The sequence below is a fragment of the Sphingomonas sp. 2R-10 genome (assembly GCF_030062225.1).
In the GTDB taxonomy this organism is placed as follows: Bacteria; Pseudomonadota; Alphaproteobacteria; order Sphingomonadales; family Sphingomonadaceae; genus Sphingomonas.
In genome coordinates this window covers 30494-50054 of sequence record NZ_JASCXF010000015.1, presented here as the reverse complement: position 1 = coordinate 50054, position 19561 = coordinate 30494, and the positions used below count along the sequence as shown (strand labels likewise).

At 68.3% G+C, this 19561-nt stretch carries 21 protein-coding genes; 6 read left to right on the top strand and 15 right to left on the bottom strand.

Features of this window, described 5'->3' with window-relative positions:
- Positions 1-33: 33 nt before the first annotated feature.
- The 9 genes from rpsO to rimP form a co-directional block, all read right to left on the bottom strand.
- Positions 34-303 (bottom strand): 30S ribosomal protein S15, encoded by a 270-nt coding sequence (gene rpsO, locus QLH51_RS08720; RefSeq protein WP_125657692.1) that lies wholly within the window; start codon positions 301-303, stop codon positions 34-36.
- Positions 304-314: 11 nt separating this feature from the next.
- Positions 315-1376, bottom strand: coding sequence for a tRNA pseudouridine(55) synthase TruB (truB, locus tag QLH51_RS08715; RefSeq protein ID WP_125657689.1), 1062 nt, complete (start codon positions 1374-1376; stop codon positions 315-317).
- The gene (locus QLH51_RS08710; protein ID WP_125657686.1) at positions 1376-1951 is read right to left on the bottom strand and encodes a thymidine kinase; all 576 of its coding nucleotides are present in this window, start codon (positions 1949-1951) and stop codon (positions 1376-1378) included. The genes truB and QLH51_RS08710 overlap by 1 nt, the downstream gene beginning before the upstream one ends.
- The gene (gene rbfA / locus QLH51_RS08705) at positions 1952-2359 is read right to left on the bottom strand and encodes a 30S ribosome-binding factor RbfA (RefSeq protein ID WP_125657683.1); all 408 of its coding nucleotides are present in this window, start codon (positions 2357-2359) and stop codon (positions 1952-1954) included.
- Positions 2360-2362: 3 nt separating this feature from the next.
- Positions 2363-2845, bottom strand: coding sequence for a hypothetical protein (locus QLH51_RS08700; RefSeq protein WP_283514538.1), 483 nt, complete (start codon positions 2843-2845; stop codon positions 2363-2365).
- Positions 2846-2967: 122 nt separating this feature from the next.
- Positions 2968-5805 (bottom strand): translation initiation factor IF-2, encoded by a 2838-nt coding sequence (gene infB, locus QLH51_RS08695; RefSeq protein ID WP_125657677.1) that lies wholly within the window; start codon positions 5803-5805, stop codon positions 2968-2970.
- 4 nt (positions 5806-5809) lie between these two features.
- The gene (locus QLH51_RS08690; protein ID WP_206429020.1) at positions 5810-6565 is read right to left on the bottom strand and encodes a DUF448 domain-containing protein; all 756 of its coding nucleotides are present in this window, start codon (positions 6563-6565) and stop codon (positions 5810-5812) included.
- Complete coding sequence (nusA, locus tag QLH51_RS08685; RefSeq protein ID WP_125657674.1) at positions 6546-8168, bottom strand: transcription termination factor NusA; 1623 nt, start codon at positions 8166-8168, stop codon at positions 6546-6548. The genes QLH51_RS08690 and nusA overlap by 20 nt, the downstream gene beginning before the upstream one ends.
- 1 nt (position 8169) lies before the next feature.
- Positions 8170-8730, bottom strand: a complete 561-nt coding sequence (gene rimP, locus QLH51_RS08680; protein WP_125657671.1) for a ribosome maturation protein RimP — start codon at positions 8728-8730, stop codon at positions 8170-8172.
- 186 nt (positions 8731-8916) lie between these two features.
- On the opposite strand from rimP, the gene QLH51_RS08675 reads away from it, so the two are divergent.
- Positions 8917-10074 (top strand): PQQ-dependent sugar dehydrogenase, encoded by a 1158-nt coding sequence (locus tag QLH51_RS08675; RefSeq protein ID WP_206429019.1) that lies wholly within the window; start codon positions 8917-8919, stop codon positions 10072-10074.
- Position 10075: 1 nt separating this feature from the next.
- Here QLH51_RS08675 and QLH51_RS08670 read toward each other — a convergent pair whose 3' ends face one another.
- A complete protein-coding gene (locus QLH51_RS08670; protein ID WP_125657668.1) occupies positions 10076-10492 on the bottom strand; it encodes a DUF1810 domain-containing protein in 417 nt (138 codons plus the stop codon).
- A 116-nt stretch (positions 10493-10608) separates the two neighbouring features.
- On the opposite strand from QLH51_RS08670, the gene QLH51_RS08665 reads away from it, so the two are divergent.
- Entirely contained in the window at positions 10609-11154 is a 546-nt protein-coding gene (locus tag QLH51_RS08665; protein ID WP_125657665.1) for a hypothetical protein, read from the top strand.
- Positions 11155-11237: 83 nt separating this feature from the next.
- Here the strand turns inward: QLH51_RS08665 and ubiG are convergent, their stop codons facing one another.
- Complete coding sequence (gene ubiG / locus QLH51_RS08660) at positions 11238-12005, bottom strand: bifunctional 2-polyprenyl-6-hydroxyphenol methylase/3-demethylubiquinol 3-O-methyltransferase UbiG (protein WP_206429018.1); 768 nt, start codon at positions 12003-12005, stop codon at positions 11238-11240.
- 53 nt (positions 12006-12058) lie between these two features.
- On the opposite strand from ubiG, the gene QLH51_RS08655 reads away from it, so the two are divergent.
- A complete protein-coding gene (locus QLH51_RS08655) occupies positions 12059-13306 on the top strand; it encodes an aspartate kinase (protein ID WP_125657839.1) in 1248 nt (415 codons plus the stop codon).
- A gap of 137 nt (positions 13307-13443) precedes the next feature.
- Here QLH51_RS08655 and QLH51_RS08650 read toward each other — a convergent pair whose 3' ends face one another.
- Positions 13444-13860, bottom strand: coding sequence for a secondary thiamine-phosphate synthase enzyme YjbQ (locus tag QLH51_RS08650; RefSeq protein ID WP_125657836.1), 417 nt, complete (start codon positions 13858-13860; stop codon positions 13444-13446).
- An 89-nt stretch (positions 13861-13949) separates the two neighbouring features.
- Between QLH51_RS08650 and QLH51_RS08645 the strand changes: the two genes are divergently transcribed.
- Complete coding sequence (locus QLH51_RS08645; RefSeq protein ID WP_125657833.1) at positions 13950-14936, top strand: NAD(P)H-dependent flavin oxidoreductase; 987 nt, start codon at positions 13950-13952, stop codon at positions 14934-14936.
- A gap of 482 nt (positions 14937-15418) precedes the next feature.
- On the opposite strand, the gene QLH51_RS08640 is transcribed toward QLH51_RS08645, so the two are convergent.
- On the bottom strand, positions 15419-15823 hold the full coding sequence (locus tag QLH51_RS08640; protein WP_125657662.1) for a hypothetical protein: 405 nt from the start codon (positions 15821-15823) through the stop codon (positions 15419-15421).
- A 94-nt stretch (positions 15824-15917) separates the two neighbouring features.
- On the bottom strand, positions 15918-16931 hold the full coding sequence (locus tag QLH51_RS08635) for a polyprenyl synthetase family protein (protein WP_125657659.1): 1014 nt from the start codon (positions 16929-16931) through the stop codon (positions 15918-15920).
- Between the two features lie 131 nt (positions 16932-17062).
- Between QLH51_RS08635 and QLH51_RS08630 the strand changes: the two genes are divergently transcribed.
- Both QLH51_RS08630 and QLH51_RS08625 read left to right on the top strand, forming a co-directional pair.
- Positions 17063-17353 (top strand): chorismate mutase, encoded by a 291-nt coding sequence (locus QLH51_RS08630; RefSeq protein WP_125657656.1) that lies wholly within the window; start codon positions 17063-17065, stop codon positions 17351-17353.
- Positions 17350-18459 (top strand): glycosidase, encoded by a 1110-nt coding sequence (locus QLH51_RS08625; protein ID WP_125657652.1) that lies wholly within the window; start codon positions 17350-17352, stop codon positions 18457-18459. Before QLH51_RS08630 ends, QLH51_RS08625 begins: the two co-directional genes overlap by 4 nt.
- Positions 18460-18608: 149 nt before the next feature.
- Here the strand turns inward: QLH51_RS08625 and QLH51_RS08620 are convergent, their stop codons facing one another.
- Positions 18609-19382, bottom strand: coding sequence for a TSUP family transporter (locus QLH51_RS08620; RefSeq protein WP_206429015.1), 774 nt, complete (start codon positions 19380-19382; stop codon positions 18609-18611).
- Positions 19383-19561 lie beyond the last annotated feature (179 nt).

Sequence of the window (19561 nt, the reverse complement as noted above, 5' to 3'; positions counted from 1 at the left end):
AAGGGCGGCCCGTCGGACCGCCCCTTGTCTTCGTTACTTCCGAAGGCCGAGCTTCGCGATCAGCGTCGTGTAACGCTCCGCGTCCTTCTTCTTCAGATAGTCGAGCAGCGAACGCCGCTTGTTGACCAGCATCAGCAGACCGCGACGCGAGTGATTGTCCTTCGCATGCGTCTTGAAGTGCTCGGTCAGGTTCTGGATGCGGGTCGTCAGGATGGCAACCTGGACTTCCGGCGAACCGGTGTCGCCTTCGGCGCGGCCGTGTTCCTGGATCAGTGCCTGGCGGTTTTCGGAAGTGATCGACATCGTCGTCCTTTCTATTCGAGGTTGAAGCCGCGGACGACCCGGGTTTCCCCGTCCAGTGTCTCGACCAGCGCCACCGGGACCTTCCCCAGCATCGCGAAGCCCAGACCATCGTCCGTTGCAAGACCGATCAGTCGAAGCCCCTTGCGGAGCCGCCCTGCCTGATCGGCGTCGAGAGACAGAGCCGGGATGTCGTCCAGCCCCGCCCCCAGCGGCAGGAGCGTTTCTTCAAGCGCGTGGCCCTTACCCAATTCCGCCAGTTTGTCCAGCGAAATGGCCACGTCGAGGGCGAACGGGCCAGCTTTGGTGCGGCGGAGCATGGTGACGTGGCCGACCGTGCCGAGTGCGAGGGCGATGTCGCGCGCGAGGCTGCGGATATAGGTGCCCTTCGAGACGAAGGCGGACAGGGTGATTTCGTCCAGATCCTCCCCGTGCCGGGGAGGGGGGCCATCCGCAGGATGGTGGAGGGGGCCGTCGGCGTCCACGACGATTGCGTCCGGCGGCGATCCCCCTCCACCAGCTTCGCTGGTCCCCAGCATCAGGTCGGATCGTCCCCCGGACGATCCTCGGCCATGCGGGGCATGGCCGACCTGATGCTCCGTATCGGGGAGGATTTGCAGAGAGAACACCGTCACCTTGCGCGTCGCCAGCACCACCTCCTCGCCCTTGCGCGCAAGGTCATAGGCCCGCTCGCCATCGACCTTGAGCGCCGAATAGGCCGGCGGCACCTGCTCGATCGGGCCGGTGAAGCGCGGCAGCGCCGATTCGATGTCGGCCAGCGTCGGACGCACCGGCGACTCGGCGATCACCTTCCCTTCGAGATCGAGCGTATCGGTCTGCGCACCGAAGCGGATGGTGAAGTCGTACCGCTTCGACGCATCCAGCATCCGTCCGGCAAGCTTCGTCGCCTCGCCGATCGCTACCGGCAGCACGCCGGTCGCCAGCGGGTCGAGCGTGCCGCCATGACCGACCTTGTGCTTGCCGTAACCGCCCTCGCGCAGCGCGCGCTTGACCGCCGACACGATCTGGGTCGAGCCCGGCCCGAGCGGCTTGTCGATGATGATCCAGCCGTGCATCAGTGCATCGCCTCGCAGAAATGGCGGCGGCACAGCGCGACATAGCGGTCGTTGCCGCCGATCTCGGTCTGCTGGCCATCGCGAACGGCGCGGCCCTGCGCATCCACCCGCAGGTTCATCGTCGCCTTGCGCCCGCAGGTGCAGACCGATTTCAGCTCGATCAGCGCATCGGCGATCGCCAGCAGCCGTGCCGACCCCGGAAACAGGCTCCCGCGGAAATCGGTGCGCAGGCCGTAAGCGAGCACGGGTACGCCGAGATCGTCGGCGACCTGCGCGAGCTGGTCTACCTGTCCCGGCGACAGGAACTGCGCCTCGTCGACCAGTACGCAGCCCACCGCGTGCTGGCGGTGCTGCGCGGCGACGGTTTCCAGCAGGTCGGTATCGGAATCGAAGGGCGTCGCGGGCGCCGACAGGCCGATGCGCGAACCGATCGTGCCCGCGCCCTCGCGCGTGTCGATCGCGGCGGTGAACAGCATCGTCGTGAGGCCACGCTCACGATAGTTGAAATCGGCCTGCAGCAGCGTCGTCGATTTGCCCGCGTTCATCGACGCGTAGTAGAAATAGAGCTTGGCCACTCAGTCCTCGGCCCCGCCCTCGCCGGATTCAAGATCGCGGGCGACCTTGGGATCGCGCAGCAACTGGTCGATGCGGGTACCCTCGTCGAAGCTCTCGTCGATCAGGAACTTGAGCTTCGCGGCATATTTCAGGTTCACCCGCCGCGCGACCTCCGACTGGAGATAGGCGGTGTTGGTGCGCAGCGCTTTCAGCACCGCGTCCTCGTCTTTGCCCAGCAGCGGCTTCACGAACACCGTCGCATGGCGCAGGTCGGGCGACATGCGGACTTCGGTGACCGAGACGAGGTGTTTTTCGAGCACGTCGTCATGCACGTCGCCGCGCGCGAGGATTTCGGACAGGATGTGGCGGACCTGTTCGCCGACGCGCAGCAGGCGGACGGAGCGGGTTTCGGGCGTGGTGTCTGACATGATCTAACCGAATTGACAGTGGAACCAGTGGCTGTCGAGTCGCTGGCACCAGATGGTCTGGCTGTTGGGAAATATGCGGCGAATGTCGGCAGCGACCGGCCCGCCGTTCCAGCCGCGCGCGGCGGCGATGCGGTCGGTCGGATCGTGGACGATCGCCGCCCAGTCGCCGTCGAAACCGATGATGGTGCGAAAGGCAGTGCGCGATCCGGCACGCACCATTCCGCCGGTGCCCGTCGGCAGCGGACCACCGGTCAACCCCGCGTCGAAAGCGGCGCGGTCGGACCGCAACATCAACCATGATGGTGCGACATGCGACCAGTAGAGCGCATGGTTGGCTGCGAACGCCGCGAACGGCAACGTGACCATCGGCATCAGCACCAGCAGCAACGCCGGGATGCCTGCGGATCGCAAGCGCCATGCCTGCAATGCGCCGTCGAGGACGAGCGCCGGCCACAGGATGGTGAATACAGGCACAACGATCAGCATCGCCGAGCCGGATATTGCGTTGGCGACGAACAATGCCGCCGCCCCGCCGACCACCCAAGCTATGCAGAACCGCAGCCGGGGCCGGAGCGTGGCGGCAAGGGTCGCCCCCTGCCGCCCGTCACTCACAGCGTGCGGTCGCGCAGTTCGACTTCGTAGGTTTCAAGGAAGTCGCCCGCCTTGATGTCGGTGAAGTTCTGCGTGAACGTGACACCGCATTCGAGGCCCGCGCGCACTTCGGGGACATCGTCCTTGAAGCGACGCAGCGACGCGATCTCACCCTGGTAGATGATGACGTCGTTGCGCGTGATGCGCGCCTTGAGCGCCTTGCGGATGACGCCTTCGACCACCAGCAGACCCGCGGCGCGGCCATGCTTGCCCGCCGAGAAGACCTCGCGGATTTCGGCGCGGCCGACGACCGTTTCGAACGCTTCCGGCCCGAGAGTACCGGCCATGCCCGCACGGATTTCGTCGGTCAGCGTGTAGATGACGTCGTAATATTTGAACGCCACCTTGTTCCGCTCGGCGATCTCGCGCGCCTTGGCGTTGGGTCGGGTGTTGAAGCCGATGATCGGCGCGCCCGAGGCGGCCGCCAGCGTCACGTCGCTCTCGGTGATGCCACCCACGCCCGAATGCAGGATGCGCACCCGGATATCGTCGGTCGAGATCTTGTTGAGCGCCCCGACAATGGCTTCGACCGACCCTTGCGTATCGGCCTTGACCACCAGCGGATATTCGATCGCCTGCTTCGACTTGAGCGCCGAGAACATGCTCTCGAGGCTTGCCGGCGCCTGGGTGGTGCGCTTCTGGAGCAGGACGCCCTGACGATATTCGGCGACCTCGCGGGCACGTGCCTCGCTCTCAACGACCTGCAACGGATCGCCCGCCATCGGCACGCCCGACAGGCCCAGCACCTCGACCGGGGTCGACGGGCCGGCTTCCTTCACCTGACGTCCCTTGTCGTCGATCAGCGCGCGGACCTTGCCGCTTTCGGCACCGATCACGAACACGTCGCCGACGCGCAGCGTACCGCGACGAACCAGCACGGTTGCGACCGGACCGCGGCCCTTGTCGAGCTTCGCCTCGATCACGCTGCCTTCGGCGGCACGATCGGGGTTGGCCTGCAACTCGAGCAGTTCGGCCTGGAGCTGGATCTTTTCGATCAGCTGGTCGAGGCCGGTCTTCTTGAGCGCCGACACTTCGACGTCCTGGGTCTCGCCGCCCATTTCCTCGACCTGCACGTCATGTTCGAGCAGGCGTTCGCGGATGCGCTGCGGGTTCGCCTCGTGCTTGTCGACCTTGTTGATCGCCACGATCATCGGCTTGCCGGCGGCACGCGTGTGATGGATCGCCTCGATCGTCTGCGGCATCAGCCCGTCGTCGGCGGCGACCGCGAGGATCACGATGTCGGTCACGTCGGCACCGCGCGCGCGCATTTCGCTGAACGCTTCGTGGCCCGGCGTGTCGAGGAAGGTGATCTGCGACTTGTCCTTCATCGTCACCTGATAGGCGCCGATATGCTGGGTGATGCCGCCGGCCTCGCCGCGCACCACGTCGGTACCGCGCAGCGCGTCGAGCAGCGAGGTCTTGCCGTGATCGACATGGCCCATGATCGTGACGACCGGCGGCCGCGGCCGCAGCGCCTCGACCGCGTCCTCAGTCGTGTCGAGCGCGAGGTCGATGTCCGAATCGCTGACGCGCACGATGTTGTGGCCGAATTCGGTCACCAGCAGCTCGGCGGTGTCCTGATCGATCGTCTGCGTCATCGTGACGGGCGAACCCATCTTGAACAGCGTCTTGACGAGGTCGGCGCCCTTTTCCGCCATGCGGTTGGCGAGTTCCTGCACCGTGATCGCCTCGGGCACCTGCACGTCGCGGACCTGCTTGACCTGCGGTTCGCGCGGGCCGCCGAAGCCACGCTTTTCCTTTTCACGCGCACGCTTCAATGCGGCGAGGCTGCGCGAGCGCGCCCCATCGTCGCCCAGCGCACGGGTCACGGTCAGCTTGCCCGACTGGCGGCGATCGTCGCCCTTGCGGTCGCGCGACGGTGCGGGACGTGCCGGTTCGTTGCGACGCGGCGTCGCCTGGCCGGTGCCCGACGGGGTCGGACGCGCCGCCTGTCCACCGGCGGCGGGACGCGCGGTCGCGGTCGCGGCGGGGGTGGCAGCGGCAGCGGCAGCGGGGGCCGGTTCGGGCTTGGGCTGCGGCTTGGGGATTTCCGGACGCTGCACCGGGGTGAAGCGGCGCGGCGCCGGCCGGCTGGGGTCGGCGGTCAGCACGATCGGCTGCGGTGCCGGAGCGGGCGTCGGCGCAGGACGCGGCGCGGCGCGTGCCGGGGCCGGAGCGGGCTTCGCCTCGACCGGGGCAGGTGCCGGGGTCGGCGCAGGCGCCGGCGTTGCGGCGACCGGTTCCGGGGCGGGCGTCGGTGCCGGGGTCGGTTCCGGGGCAGCCACGGGTTCGGATGCAGGCGTCGGCGCGGCCTCGACCGGCGTCGGTTCGGGCGCAGGCGCCGGTTCCGGAGCCGGCGTCGGCTCGGCGGCGGCGCGAGTCTTTTCCTCGACGCGGACACGCTCGGCCTCGACCGCCTCACGGGCGATGCGCTCGTCGCGGCGCCGATGTTCCTCGGCCGCGTTCATGCGCGCCTCTTCGGCCTCGCGCAGCAGCTTGGCCTGCAACTCCAGCCGCGACAGGCCGGCATTGTCGGCCGCCGGACGCGGGGCGGGAGCCGCCGGCGCAGGTACAGGACGCTGCGGCGCGGGCGCTGCTTCGGGGGCAGCCGCCTCGACGGGCTGCTGTTCCTCGCCGGGACGGCCCAGCACACGGCGGCGCTTCACCTCCACGACCACCGTATTGGAGCGGCCATGGCTGAAGCTCTGCTTCACCTTGCCGGTTTCCACGGTGCGCTTGAGGCCGAGCGGCGCGCGGGTGCCCAGCTTCGGCTTGTCGTTGTCGATGTCGCTCATCCGGTTACTCAGGTTCCTGCTTCAATTGGTCGAGGCCAATGTGCCCGGCATCGTCAGTGCCGGAAAATTGCGCCGTCGATGCGCCCTGCGAAGGTGTTTCGCAAGCCGCTGAGATAGGTTCGGGTCCGATAAAGTGCAGCCAGCGGGACAGCGCGTCATTGGCTCGCTGTGCCGCCCGTGCGTCGGTCAGGCCGACATGTACCACATTTTCGCGCCCAAGCGCTAACGACAATATGGTGCGTGGGACCGGCAATGCCAATCCCCTGCGCCCCGATCCTTCGTCATCGGTGCCGACACGCCATGCCTGCGCCAGTTTGCCGGCACCATCGGGCGCGGCGTCGGACGCATGGTACAGCGCGTACAGCTTGCCGCTGCGTGCCGCCTTTTCGATGGCGGTGCCACCGATCACGACGAAGCCCGACTTCGCCTCCAGCCCCAACCGGTCGAGCGCGTGGCGGCGCAACGCCTCCTCGACCAGCAAGGGCAGGTCGGCGGGAATGGTCAGCGCCGCGCCCTTGAACGCGCGCGCCAGCGCCCCCTTCAACCGCCCCTTGCGGCAAGCGGTTTCCAGTTCGGCGCGATCCACGCCGATCCACGCGCCGCGGCCGGGGGCCTTGGCACGGACATCGGGCAGCACGTCGCCGTCGGGCGAGAGGGCAAGCCGCACCAGCCCGTCGCGCGAGCCATGCTCACGCGACAGGATGCAGCTGCGCTCGGGGCTTTCGGTCAGCCGCGCGGTGTCATTGTTCGGATTCCGCAACTGCGTCCTCCGAAACTTCGGCGCTCACGTCCTCATCGGCGAACCAATGGGCGCGGGCGGCCATGATGATCTCGTTCCCCTGCTCGTCCGACAAGCCATATTCCGACAGGATGCCACCCTTGGGCGCCTCGCGCTTCGGTGCATCGTCACCGCGACGACGCGGCTCGGCCTTCTTCTTCTCGACCAGTTCGTCGGTGGCGAGGTCGGCGAGGTCGTCGAGCGTCTTGATCCCCGCCTTGCCCAGCGTGACCAGCATCGCTTCGGTCAGATACGGCAGCTCGGCCAGCGCATCCTCGACGCCGAGCGCAGTGCGCTCCTCGCGGGCGGCCTGCTCGCGGCGCTCGATCGCTTCCTGCGCACGGCTTTGCAGCTCCTGCGCGAGGTCCTCGTCGAAGCCCTCGATACCGGCCAGTTCCTCGATCTCGACATAGGCGACTTCTTCCAGCTCGCCAAAGCCTTCGGCGACCAGCAGCTGCGCCAGCGTCTCGTCGACGTCGAGTTCCTTCTCGAACATGCCCGAGCGCTCGATGAATTCCTTCTGGCGCTTCTCCGAGGCGTCGGCCTCGGTCAGGATGTCGATCGCCTTGCCGGTCAGCTGGCTGGCGAGGCGGACATTCTGGCCGCGACGACCGATGGCGAGGCTGAGCTGATCGTCGGGCACGACGACCTCGATCCGGTCCTCTTCCTCGTCGAGCACCACGCGGGCGACGTTCGCCGGCTGCAATGCGTTGACGACGAAGGTCGCGGTATCGGGCGACCACGGGATGATGTCGATCTTCTCGCCCTGCATCTCCTGCACGACGGCCTGCACGCGGCTGCCCTTCATGCCGACGCAGGCGCCGACCGGATCGATCGAGCCGTCATGCGAAATGACGCCGATCTTGGCGCGCGAGCCCGGATCGCGGGCCGCCGCCTTGATCTCGATGATGCCGTCGTAGATTTCGGGCACTTCCTGCGCGAACAGCTTCTTCATGAAGTCGGGGTGCGCGCGGCTGAGGAATATCTGCGGTCCGCGATTCTCGCGGCGCACGTTCAGGATCAGCGAGCGGACGCGGTCGCCGACGCGGACCGCTTCGCGCGGGATCTGCTGGTCGCGGCGGATGACGCCTTCGGCGCGGCCGAGGTCGACGACGACGTGACCGAATTCGACGCGCTTGACGACGCCGGTGATGATCTCACCCTGGCGGTCCTTGAACTCCTCGAACTGGCGCTCGCGCTCGGCATCGCGGACCTTTTGCAGGATGACCTGCTTCGACGCCTGCGCCTGGATGCGGCCGAATTCGATCGGGGGCAGCGGGTCGACGATATAGTCGCCGATCGCGGCACCCTTTTGCAGCTTCTGCGCGTCGGGGACGCCGATCTGCTTGAAGTGATCGTCGACCAGTTCGACGACTTCGAGCACGCGCCACAGGCGCAGGTCGCCGGTCGTCGCGTCGAGTTTCGCGCGGATGTCGTTCTCCGACCCGTAGCGCGTCTTGGCGGCGCGCTGGATCGCGTCCTCCATCGCCTCGATCACGATCGCCTTGTCGATCATCTTTTCCGATGCGACCGAATTCGCGATCGCGATCAGTTCCGCCCGGTTGGCGGTGACGGCGGTGGCCATGTCAGTTCTGTCCTTCTGCGTCAGCCGGTTCGTCGTCGGCAGGTTCGTCTTCAAATTCGTCGGCGCCCTCGGCCGACAGCGGCGCGGTCGCCTTGAGCAGGGCATCGGTGATGAGCAGCTTCGCATCGACGATCGCGGCGAAGGGCACGGTCATCGCCCGGTGCTTGCGCACGTCGATGCTGACCTGTTCGCCGTCCGTACCGAGCAGGATGCCGGTCAGCTGCTTGCGACTGTCGACCGGCTCGGCCAGCGTCACGCGCGCCTCGAACCCCTTCCAGTCGTCGTAATCGGCAAGGCGCGTCAGCGGCCGGTCGATGCCGGGCGACGATACCTCCAGCCGATACGCTTCCTCGATCGGATCGTTCTCGTCCATCAGGTCGGAGATACGACGCGACAGTTCGGCGCAGTCGTCGATCGTCAGCTGGCGGGTGTCGGGCCGTTCGGCCATCACCTGCAGCGTCGGGTCGGACTTGCCGCCGATCATCTTCACGCGAACGAGCGCGAAGCCCAGCGCCTGTGCCTCCGGTTCGATCAGTCGCGTCAGTTCGGCGATATCCGCCATGCCGTCTCCATCCATCACGCCGCTTCGTTGCCGGTCCCTCGTCGGGGCCGGCCTCGGCATGTTGGCGATGTCGAGGAAGCACCCTCCCTATATGTAAAATATCATGTCCCGGCAAGGGCCGGCGGATCGACACGCCCGGCCGGGGCGTTGCCGCAGGCAACACGACACCCCCGAGAGGATTTGCCGATGCTGCCGTTCCACGCGCTGATTCCCGCTGCAATGATTCTGGTCGCGTGCAACGGCGGCGGCGACATGCCGGGCACCGTGTCGCCCGCACCGACCGCGACCCCCGCCCCCACCCCGGGCGCGACCACGCCGACCGGCGGCGTGCCGTTCGCGACTCGCGAGGTTGCGACCTTCAACGCGCCGTGGGCGATGACCTTCCTGCCCGACGGGCGGATGCTGGTGACGGAAAAGAGCGGCACGCTGCTGCTGGTCAGCGCCGATGGCAGCCAGAAGACGACGGCCGCGACGATTCCCGTCGATTCGGCCGGGCAAGGCGGGCTGATGGACGTGGTCCTCGCCCCCGACTTCGCCGACAGCCGGCGCGTGTATCTGAGCTATTCGGTCGCGGGCAGCGGCGGCAAGGGCGTGGTGCTGGCGCGCGGCGTGCTGGACGGCAATCGCGTGACCGGGATCAGCGAATTGTTCCGCGCGACTCCGTTCGTCAGCGGAGACGGGCATTATTCGGGCCGTATCGCCTTCGCTCCCGACGGACAGCACCTGTTCTTCACCAATGGCGAGCGGCAGAAATTCGATCCGGCACAGGACCGCAGGGCGACGCTGGGCAAGGTGCTGCGCCTGACGCTCGACGGGCAGCCGGCGGGCGATCCGGGGCTGACCGCAAAGGGCTTCCACCCCGCCGTCTGGTCGTACGGCCACCGCAACCTGCTGGGGATCGCGTTCGACCGGCAGGGCAATCTGTGGGAACAGGAAATGGGGCCGAAGGGCGGCGACGAGGTCAACCTGATCGTCGCCGGGCGCAACTATGGCTATCCGCTGGTATCGGAGGGCGATCATTATGACGGTCGCCCGATCCCGCGCCACAGCACCCGCCCCGATCTCGAAGCACCGAAGGTCGCGTGGAACCCGGTGATCTCGCCGGGCGGGCTGATGGTCTATTCGGGCAAGCTGTTCCCGCAATATGCCGGCGACCTGTTCATCGGCGGGCTGTCGAGCGAGGCGCTGGTCCGGGTCGACGTCAACGGGACCAACGCCGCCAAGGGCGACCAGTGGCCGATGAACGCGCGCATCCGCGAGGTCGAGGAAGGACCCGACGGCGCGATCTGGGTCTTGCAGGACGGGGCGGGTGCGAAGCTGCTGAAGCTCACGCCGCGAAGCTGACCTACAGGCGAACGAGCGTCGCCGGGTCGCGCTCCCCGGCATGGAAGGTGTCGAGGATGGCGGCGAAGACCGGTTCGCCGCCATCCGACGCCGCTTCGAACAGGGTCATCGACGACCGCAGCTTCATCGCGTCGATCGCGCCGAGCATGGCGACGATGTCGCGGTCGGGGTGCGCCAGCAGCGCCCCGGCCGATTCGACCAGCCGCGCCGCCAGCACCGGGTGCGCGAGATAGGCCTGCGCTTGCGCGCGGTCGGCGATGGCGTAGTGACGCGCCATCGCGCTCGACCCCAGTCCGGCGATCTGGGGAAAGACGAACCACATCCAGTGGCTGCGCTTCGCCCCGGCGCGCAGTTCGGCAAGGGCGGTGGAATAGCTGTCACGCTGGGCATCGACGAAGCGGGCAAGGGGATCGGTCATGCCACCGACATGGGGACGGGCGGCCGGTACGCAAATTCCGACAACGCTGACGGTTGCCCTGGCGGCCGGGATACGACTAGCATCGCGTCCTCGAACGACATGCCTTGGGAGGGGTTATGCACAAGGGTTGGATGGTGGCCGCACTGGTCGCCGTAGTCGCCGCGCCGTCGGTCGCGCAGAGCGCCGACGATTTCGCCGCGAAGGTCATCAACGCACCATTGCCCGCCAGCCTGAGCGTGTTCGGCCTACCGACGCCGCCGCCGGTGGTGCGGGTGAAGGGGGTCGATGGCGGCAAGGCGCTGCGCGTCGCGATTCCGGCGGCGGACAAGGACCCGTGGAAGATTTCGCTGTCGTCGCCGACGACCCAGCCGGTGGCGAAGGGTGACCGCCTCGTTCTCGCCTTCCACGCGCGGGCGAGCGGCATGGCGCCGGGAACGAAGGCGAAGATCGCCAACGCGTCGATCCAGCTGGCAAATGCGCCCTATACCGGCATCCTCGGCCAGCCGGTCGAGGTCGGCGACCAGTTCGAGTTCCTGCAGGTCGCGGGCCGCGCGGATCGCGACTATGCGGCGGGCGAGCTGTCGGCCTCGCTGCAACTGGCGACGGGCAAGCAGACGTTCGAGTTCGGCCCGCTGTTCATCATCAACCTCGACAGGAAGTGAGTGTCAGGGGCTGATCCTTGCCTGGCCGAAGCAAACGTCCTCCCGGCCTTCGCCGGGGTGACGTACGGTTCAATTAGGGCAGGTCAGTCCCGCGTCGCCGTCAGGAAATAGTCGAGCGCGATATCGTCCGACAGGGTGAAGCCGCGGGCGGCAGTGAAGGCGAGGCCGCTGGGCGGCGACACCGTCATGCCCGCCGCGCGCAGGTGCGCGGTCAGTTCGTCGGGGGTGAGGAAGCGGTCCCAGTCATGGGTGCCGCGCGGGATCATGCCCAGCCCCTCGCCCAGCGCGATCATCGCGAGCCGCGACAGCGCGGTGCGGTTCGGCGTCGACACGACCAGCAGCCCGCCGGGGGCCACCGCATCGGCCAGTCCGCGCACGAACGCGGCGGGATCGGCGACATGCTCGATCACTTCCAGCGAGGTGACGAGGTCGAACCGGCGCCCGGCGATCGCCTCCACGCCGCCCGCCAGATACTCGATCGCCAGCCCGCCCTGCGCCGCGTGCGCGGCGGCGGCACCGACATTCTCGGGCGCAGCGTCGACGCCGGTCACCTGCCCGCCCAGCCGGGCGAGCGGTTCGGCGAGCAGCCCCGCGCCGCAGCCGACGTCGAGCACCGTCCTGCCGTCCAGCGGCGTGAAGCCCGCCGCATCGCCGCCCCAGTGCGAATCGATCGCCGCGCGCACGAAGCCGAGGCGTACCGGGTTCAGCCGGTGGAGCATCGCCGAGCTGCCATGCGGATTCCACCAGTCGGCGGCGAGTTGGCCGAAATGGGCGGCCTCGCGCGCCACGACGCTTGATTGCGCGGCCACGGCATTTGCCGACATAAAGCTGTCGTTGCTTGCGTTCGTCATGGCGCTCTCCTATCAGCCGCCGCCATTCCCCCCAAGGATGAATGGCAAAACGCATGGCGCGGATCGTGATGAAGTTCGGTGGCACCTCGATGGCGGGGATCGAACGTATTCGCAGCGTCGCCGCCCGGGTGAAGCGCGAAGTCGAGGCCGGCAACCAGGTCGCGGTGGTCGTGTCGGCGATGGCCGGCGACACCGACCGGCTGGTCGGCTTCTGCCGCGAGGCATCGGCGCTGTACGACCCGCGCGAATATGACGCGGTGGTATCGTCGGGCGAGCAGGTGACCAGCGGGCTGCTGGCGATCGCGTTGCAGGCGATCGGCGTGCCCGCGCGCTCGTGGCTGGGCTGGCAGCTGCCGATCCGCACCAGCGACGCCCATGCCACCGCGCGGATCGAATCGATCGACACCAACGCGCTGAACGAGTCGCTGGCGCGCGGCGAAGTGGCGGTGATCCCCGGATTCCAGGGCGTGACCGACGACAACCGCATCACCACGCTGGGCCGCGGCGGGTCGGACACGTCGGCGGTGGCGATGGCGGCGGCGATGCAGGCCGACCGCTGCGATATCTACACCGACGTCGACGGCGTCTACACCACCGACCCGCGCATCGTGCCGCGCGCGCGCAAGCTGGCGCGGGTGACGTACGAGGAAATGCTCGAACTCGCCTCGGTCGGGGCGAAGGTGCTCCAGACCCGCTCGGTCGGGCTGGCAATGAAGGAAAAGGTCCGCGTGCGCGTGCTGTCGTCGTTCGACGACACCCGCGACGAGGACGGTTATCGTGGAACGCTGATCGTCGGCGAAGAGGAAGTGACGGACATGGAACGGCAGCTCATCACCGGAATCGCCCACGACAAGAACGAGGCGAAGATCACGCTGGTCGCTGTGCCCGACCGCCCCGGCGCGGTGGCATCGATCTTCGCGCCGCTGGCCGGCACCGGCATCAACGTCGACATGATCGTGCAGAACATTGCCCATTCGACTGGATCGACCGACGTGACCTTCACGGTGCCCGCCGCCGAACTGGCCCGCGCGCTCGACACGCTGGAGAAGGCGAAGAGCGACATCGGCTTCCAGAAGGTGCTGCACGACACCCGCGTCGCCAAGATATCGGTCGTGGGCGTGGGGATGCGCAGCCATGCCGGCGTCGCCTCCACCATGTTCACCGCGCTGGCCGAGCGCGGCATCAACATCCAGGCGATCACCACGTCGGAGATCAAGGTCAGCGTGCTGATCGAGGAGGATTATACCGAACTGGCGGTGCGCGTGCTGCACACGGCGTACGGGCTGGACGCGGAGGGCTGATAGCTCCTCCCCGGCACGGGGAGGGGGACCGCCGCGTAGCGGTGGTGGAGGGGGCTGGCCGCGCAACGCAACCGTTGTGGACGCCGATACCCCCCTCCACCAGCTTCGCTGGTCCCCCCTCCCCGTGCCGGGGAGGATTATTCGCCGATCAGGTGTACCGCGATCCTGCGGCGGTGGGCGGCGCGGCGGTGTTCGAACAGGTAGATGCCCTGCCACGTGCCCAGCACCGGGCGGTGGCCGACGACGGGGATCGACAGCGACGTGTCCGTCAGCGCCGTGCGCAGATGGGCGGGCATGTCGTCCGCCCCCTCCTCGTCATGCGCATAGCGGTCGCTTTCCGGCGCGATGTGGCGGAAATAGCGTTCGAGGTCGTCGCGCGCCGCCTCGCTGGCGTTTTCCTGCACCAGCAGCGAGGCCGAGGTATGGCGGCAGAACATCGTGAGCAGCCCGCTGGCGATGCCGGTCGCATCGACCCAGTGGCGCACCTGTCCGGTGATGAGGACCAGCCCCTGCCCGTTGGTGGTGACCACCAGTTCGCCATGTTCCTGTCGCATCATCGTCCCTGCTTGCCCGAAGCCGCCCGCCCGCGCTAGGCGGGGCAATGACCAACGCTTCGATCGGCGCCGAGCGCCTTGAGCGCCGCATGGCGCGCGGCCGTGACTTCCTCGGTTCCGAAACCGCGATCCTGTGCGGGGCAATGTCGTGGGTGAGCGAGCGCAACCTCGTCGCCGCCATTTCCAACGCCGGCGGGTTCGGGGTGATCGCCTGCGGCGCGATGACCCCCGAACTGCTCGACCGGGAGATCGCGGGGACGAAAGCCCTGACGGACAAGCCGTTCGGGGTGAACCTCATCACGATGCACCCGGCGCTGTTCGACCTGATCGAGGTGTGCGGGCGCCACGGCGTCACCCATGTCGTGCTGGCCGGCGGCCTGCCGCCCAAGGGGTCGCTGGAGGCGATCAAGGCGACGGGGGCCAGGGTCATCGCCTTCGCCCCGGCGCTGGCATTGGCGAAGAAGCTGATCCGGTCGGGCGCCGACGCGCTGGTGATCGAGGGGATGGAGGCCGGCGGCCATATCGGCCCGGTTTCCACCAGCGTACTGGCGCAGGAGATGCTGCCCGAGGTCGCCGAACAGGTGCCGGTGTTCGTCGCGGGCGGGATCGGCCGGGGCGAGGCGATCGCCGGCTATCTGGATATGGGGGCGGCGGGCGTGCAGCTCGGCACGCGCTTCGTCTGCGCCACCGAATCGATCGCGCATCCGGCATTCAAGAAGGCGTTCCTGCGCGCGTCGGCGCGCGACGCGGTGGCGAGCGTGCAGATCGATGCGCGGTTGCCGGTGATCCCGGTGCGCGCGCTGAAGAATGCCGGCGGCGAGCTGTTCACCGCCAAGCAGCGCGAGGTGGCGCAGCTGCTGGACGAGGGCAGCGTGGCGATGGCCGAGGCGCAGTTGCAGATCGAACATTACTGGGCAGGCGCGCTGCGCCGCGCGGTGATCGACGGCGATATCGAGCATGGCAGCCTGATGGCCGGGCAGTCGGTCGGCATGGTGACGAAGGAAGAACCGGCGGCCGAGATCATCAGGGCGCTGATGGCGGAAGCGGCACAGGCGCTGGAAAAGCGCGCGGCGTAAGGCAAAGGTCACGAAAGTCACACTCGTGCGCAGTTTGTCGCACGGGTGCACCGGGGTCGGGGGCGGTCACGGTGTAAAAGAGCGTGACCGGAGCGTGGCAGCGGACGGGCGTGTAGGAAAGCGGTTCTTTTCGGGAGCGCCCGTCGCCCGTGTCGCTCCTGCAAAAGCAGTATATTCCAGCGGCGGGCGAAGGTGCGGCCATGCAATTCCCGCAACCTGACGGAGGCGGAACCTTTGCGAATTTCGCTCCGGCGTACCCCCGCGCAGGCGGGGGTCCAGGGTCGCAGGCACAAACCGTTGTTCTGCTTGGCTCTGGGCCCCGCCTGCGCGGGGGCCCGGCAAGGGTCGGACTTGCCGGAATACCATGCTGCACCTCTTACGGACGTTTCCTGTCGCAATATACTTCGGCAATGACGGCGCCTCATTGCGTGTGGCAGCGCACATGGATCCTCGCCGGTGCGCGAAGGACGATGGTGCGGACCTCAAGCCGATGCTTCGGCGCCCCCCTCCTCCCGCAACCACGCTAGCGCGTCCTCGCGCGTGTCGAACATCGACAGGTGCGGAATGGCGCGTTTGACCTGCATCGCCAGCAGCGCGCTGTTGCGGACCAGCGCGATCTTGCGCGAGGTCGTGCGCGAGCGGTCGGCGATCTCGCCGATCGCGGCGAGGACGTCCGGGGACTGGACCGCGAAGCCGGTGATGTCGAACAGCGCGACCTGTTCACCTGGCCGGACCCCCAGCGTCGGTAGCCGCGTCACCGCATCGCGCAGCGCCGCGCCGAAGCGGGCGACGGTGCCGAGGTCCCAATGGCCGAACAACGCGAAGTCGATCGTCCAGGGTGACGCGGTGATGGACCCGCGAAAGGCGGGGTCGTCGGCGATCTGCATGCAAGCCCCTGCAACGCGGACACGCGCCAAATGCCGTGCCCGCCGCAATGCTGCACGACGTTGGTTTACAAAGGGTTAGCTACGCCCGACGCCGTCAATAGGCGCGGCGGATCGCGAATTCGACCGCCTCGATCATCGCGTCCTTGGCCGCGCCGCCCGCGAAGCCGCCCAGCGCATCGATCGCGCGCTGGCCGTAATGGCGGGCGCGGGCCAGCGTGTCGTCGACCGCACGGGTCGAGCGGATCAGGGTGATGGCATGGGCGAGGTCGGCATCGCTCGCGCGCTTGCCCGACACCGCATCGCGCCAGAAGGCGCGCGCCGCATCGTCGCCGCGGGCATAGGCGAGGATGACCGGCAGCGTCATCTTGCCTTCGCGGAAGTCGTCGCCCGCGTCCTTGCCCATGGTATCGGCGTCGGAAACGTAATCGATCGCGTCGTCGACCAGCTGGAACGCGATGCCGAGGTTGCGGCCATAGGCGTCCAGTGCGGCCTCGTCGGCGTCCGAGCGGTCGGCGACGATCGCGGCGATGCGGCAGGCGGCGGCGAACAGCGCGGCGGTCTTGGCACCGATGATGTCGAGATAGCGGTCCTCGGCGGTGTCGATGCGGCGGATCGCAGTCAGCTGGTTCACTTCGCCTTCGGCGATCACCGCCGACGCACCCGACAGGACGCGCAGCGCCTTGAGGCTTTCCGCCTCGACCATCAGTTCGAAGCTCTTGGAAAACAGGAAATCGCCGACCAGCACGCTGGCCGGGTTGCCCCAGATGATGTTGGCGGTGCGCTTGCCGCGGCGCAGGTCGGAGCCGTCGACCACGTCGTCGTGTAGCAGCGTCGCGGTGTGGATGAATTCGACCGCCGCCGACAGCAGGTGGTGGCGCGTGCCGCCATAGCCGATCAGCCGCGCGCTGGCGAGCGTCAGCATCGGCCGCATCCGCTTGCCCCCGCCCGCGATCAGGTGACCGGCGAGTTCGGGGATGAGCGGAATCTTCGACTGCATCCGGTCGAGGATCACCGCGTTCACGCGGTTCATGTCGTCGGCGACCAACGCCATCAGCGGATCGAGCGAGGGGTCGGTACGCTTGTCGAGGCGGTGGAGGGTGGCCGTCATGTCGTAAGCGATGTGGCGGTTCACGGGGCCGAACGCAAGGGAAAGGCGGGGTTGCGCCGCGCGTCCGGTCGCGCGAAAGGGACGACGGGACGGCGGGCCGGTCGCCCCCTTTGGTTACAAAAGAGGACGCCATGCCCGACGCGACGCTGCAACGCTTTCGCCAGAGCATCGACAATATCGATGCCGCGCTCGTCTTCCTGCTCGCCGAACGGTTCAAGGTGACGCAGGCGGTCGGCCGCTACAAGGCGGAGGAAGGGCTGCCTCCCGCCGATCCGGGCCGCGAGGAGGCGCAGATCGCGCGGCTGCGCGCGCTGGCCCGCGACGCCGACCTCGACCCCGAATTTTCCGAGAAGTTCCTGCGCTTCATCATCGACGAGGTGATCCGCCATCACCGCTCGATGCAGGACGATGGCGGGCAATGAGCGACGACCGGATCGTCTTCGCCCCCGACGATGTCGACCTGACGCGCTCGCCGCTCAGGCGCGGCATCGCCGAGCCGACCTATGTGCTGGGGGCGTTCAATCCGGCGCTGACGCGGCTGCCCGGCGGCAACCTGCTGTTGCTGGTGCGGATCGCCGAGGCGCTGCGCGAACCGGTGCGGGGCGGCTGCGTCCGCTCGATCCGCTGGACGCCGACCGGATATGTGCTGGATGCGTTTCCGGCGGACGCGGCGGATGTCAGCGACCCGCGCTTCTTTTCGCTGAACGGCGGGGCGTATCCGTTCCTCGGCCTCACCTCGCTGTCGTGGCTGCTGCCGGTCGAGCTGTCGGCCGACGGGCAGCGGGTGGTGGCGGTGCATTACGACCGCGCGGTCGAGCCGTCGGCGGACCATGCCCAATATGGTGTCGAGGACCCGCGCATCGCAGTGATCGACGGCGTCTACTGGATGACGGTGTGCGGGGTGTCGGGCGGGCGGCTGTGCACGGTGATGTACCGGTCGGACGACGGGTATGACTGGCGGTCGCAGGGCATGGTGCTGGATCATGGCAACAAGGACATGGTGCCGTTCGAGGGGCGGGTCGGCGACCGGTTCGTCGCGCTGACCCGGCCGCTGTCGGATGCGTGGTTCGTGGCGGCGCCCGACGCGGCGGAGGGCAGCGGGCCGAGCATCAACGTCGCGACCTCGCCCGACATGCTGCATTGGCGGCCGCTCAGCGAACCGGCGCTGCGCCCGCTCAAAGGGGCGGCGGCGTACAAGCTGGGCGGGGGCACGCAGCCGGTGCGGACGAGGCGCGGGTGGATGCTGCTGTATCACGGCGTCGAGAAGCAGGGCGCGGTCGGGGTGTATCGCACCTATCGCGCGCTGATCGACCATGACGTGTCGCGGGTGCTGGAGCGTGACGAACGCGTGCCGGTGCTGGAGGCGGCACCCGCGCTGATCGCGCCGATCGCGCACCAGGCGTACCTGCCGCAGCCGGTGGTGTTCACGACCGGCATCGTGGCCGACGGCGACGACTGGATCGTGGCGTCGGGGGAGGCGGACCTTGCGTGCCGGTTGACGCGGGTGGCCGGCGCGCAGCTGGACTGATCCCCCCCTCCCCCCACCGTTTGGTTCGAGCAGCTTCGAGCTTGTCGAGAAGCGCCCGTCGAGAACGGCCCGCTTGGGGCAACCCCTTCTCGACTTCGGTTCTCGACAGGCTCGAACCTGCGCTCGAAGCAAACGGAGGTGGGGAAAGGCTACACCCCCAGCCACATCCTGAGCGGATTGGCCGGGTCCGCGACCAGCTTCACCGTCAGCGCCAGCGACACCACGACCAGCAGCGGCCGGATCGCGCGGCCGCCGAAGCGGATGGCGAGCGCCGCGCCGACCTGTCCGCCGGCAACGCTGGCGACCGCCATCGCCAACCCCACCGTCCACCACACATGGCCGCCCGCGATCATGACCGCGAGGCCGGCAAGGTTGCTGGCGAGGTTCAGCAGCTTGGTATGCGCCACCGCCCGCGTCGCGCCCATGCCGGCGGCGGTGACCAGCAGCAGCGTGAAGAACGACCCCGTCCCCGGCCCGAAGAACCCGTCATAGGTGCCGATCGCCGCCACCGCGAGCAGCAGCCCCGCCGGCGCGAGGCGGACATGGGTATCGACGTCGGACAGCCGCGGCCCGAGCAGGAAATACAGCGCCATCGCCACCAGCAGCACCGGCAGCAGCCCGGAGAGGAAGTGCGGATCGATCGTCTGCACCAGCGCCGCGCCGGCCGCCGCCCCGCCGAACGACGCCAGCGCCAGCCGGGCGAAGCGGCGCAGGTCGATATGCCCCTTGCGCCAGAAGGCGAAGGTCGCGCCGGCGGTGCCGAACGCGCTTTGCAGCTTGTTGGTGCCCAGCGCCACGACCGGCGGCATGCCGGCCGCCAGCAATGCCGGAATGGTGATGAGCCCGCCCCCGCCCGCCATCGCATCGATGGTGCCGGCGAGGAACGCGACCAGCATGAGCAGGGCGATGAGCTGGGTATCCATGCGCGGGGGCGTAGCGTGGGTGCGACGGATACGGCAAGGCGGCTGGTGGCGCGGGTTCGCCCGCGCGTCGCATGGCCCCGCCCCGCCAACACCCGTCATTCCAGCGCAGGCTGGAATCTCCCGGTAATAGCGCGGGACAATGACCGCGTTCGTGGCAATCGGGGGTGCGCACATGGCGA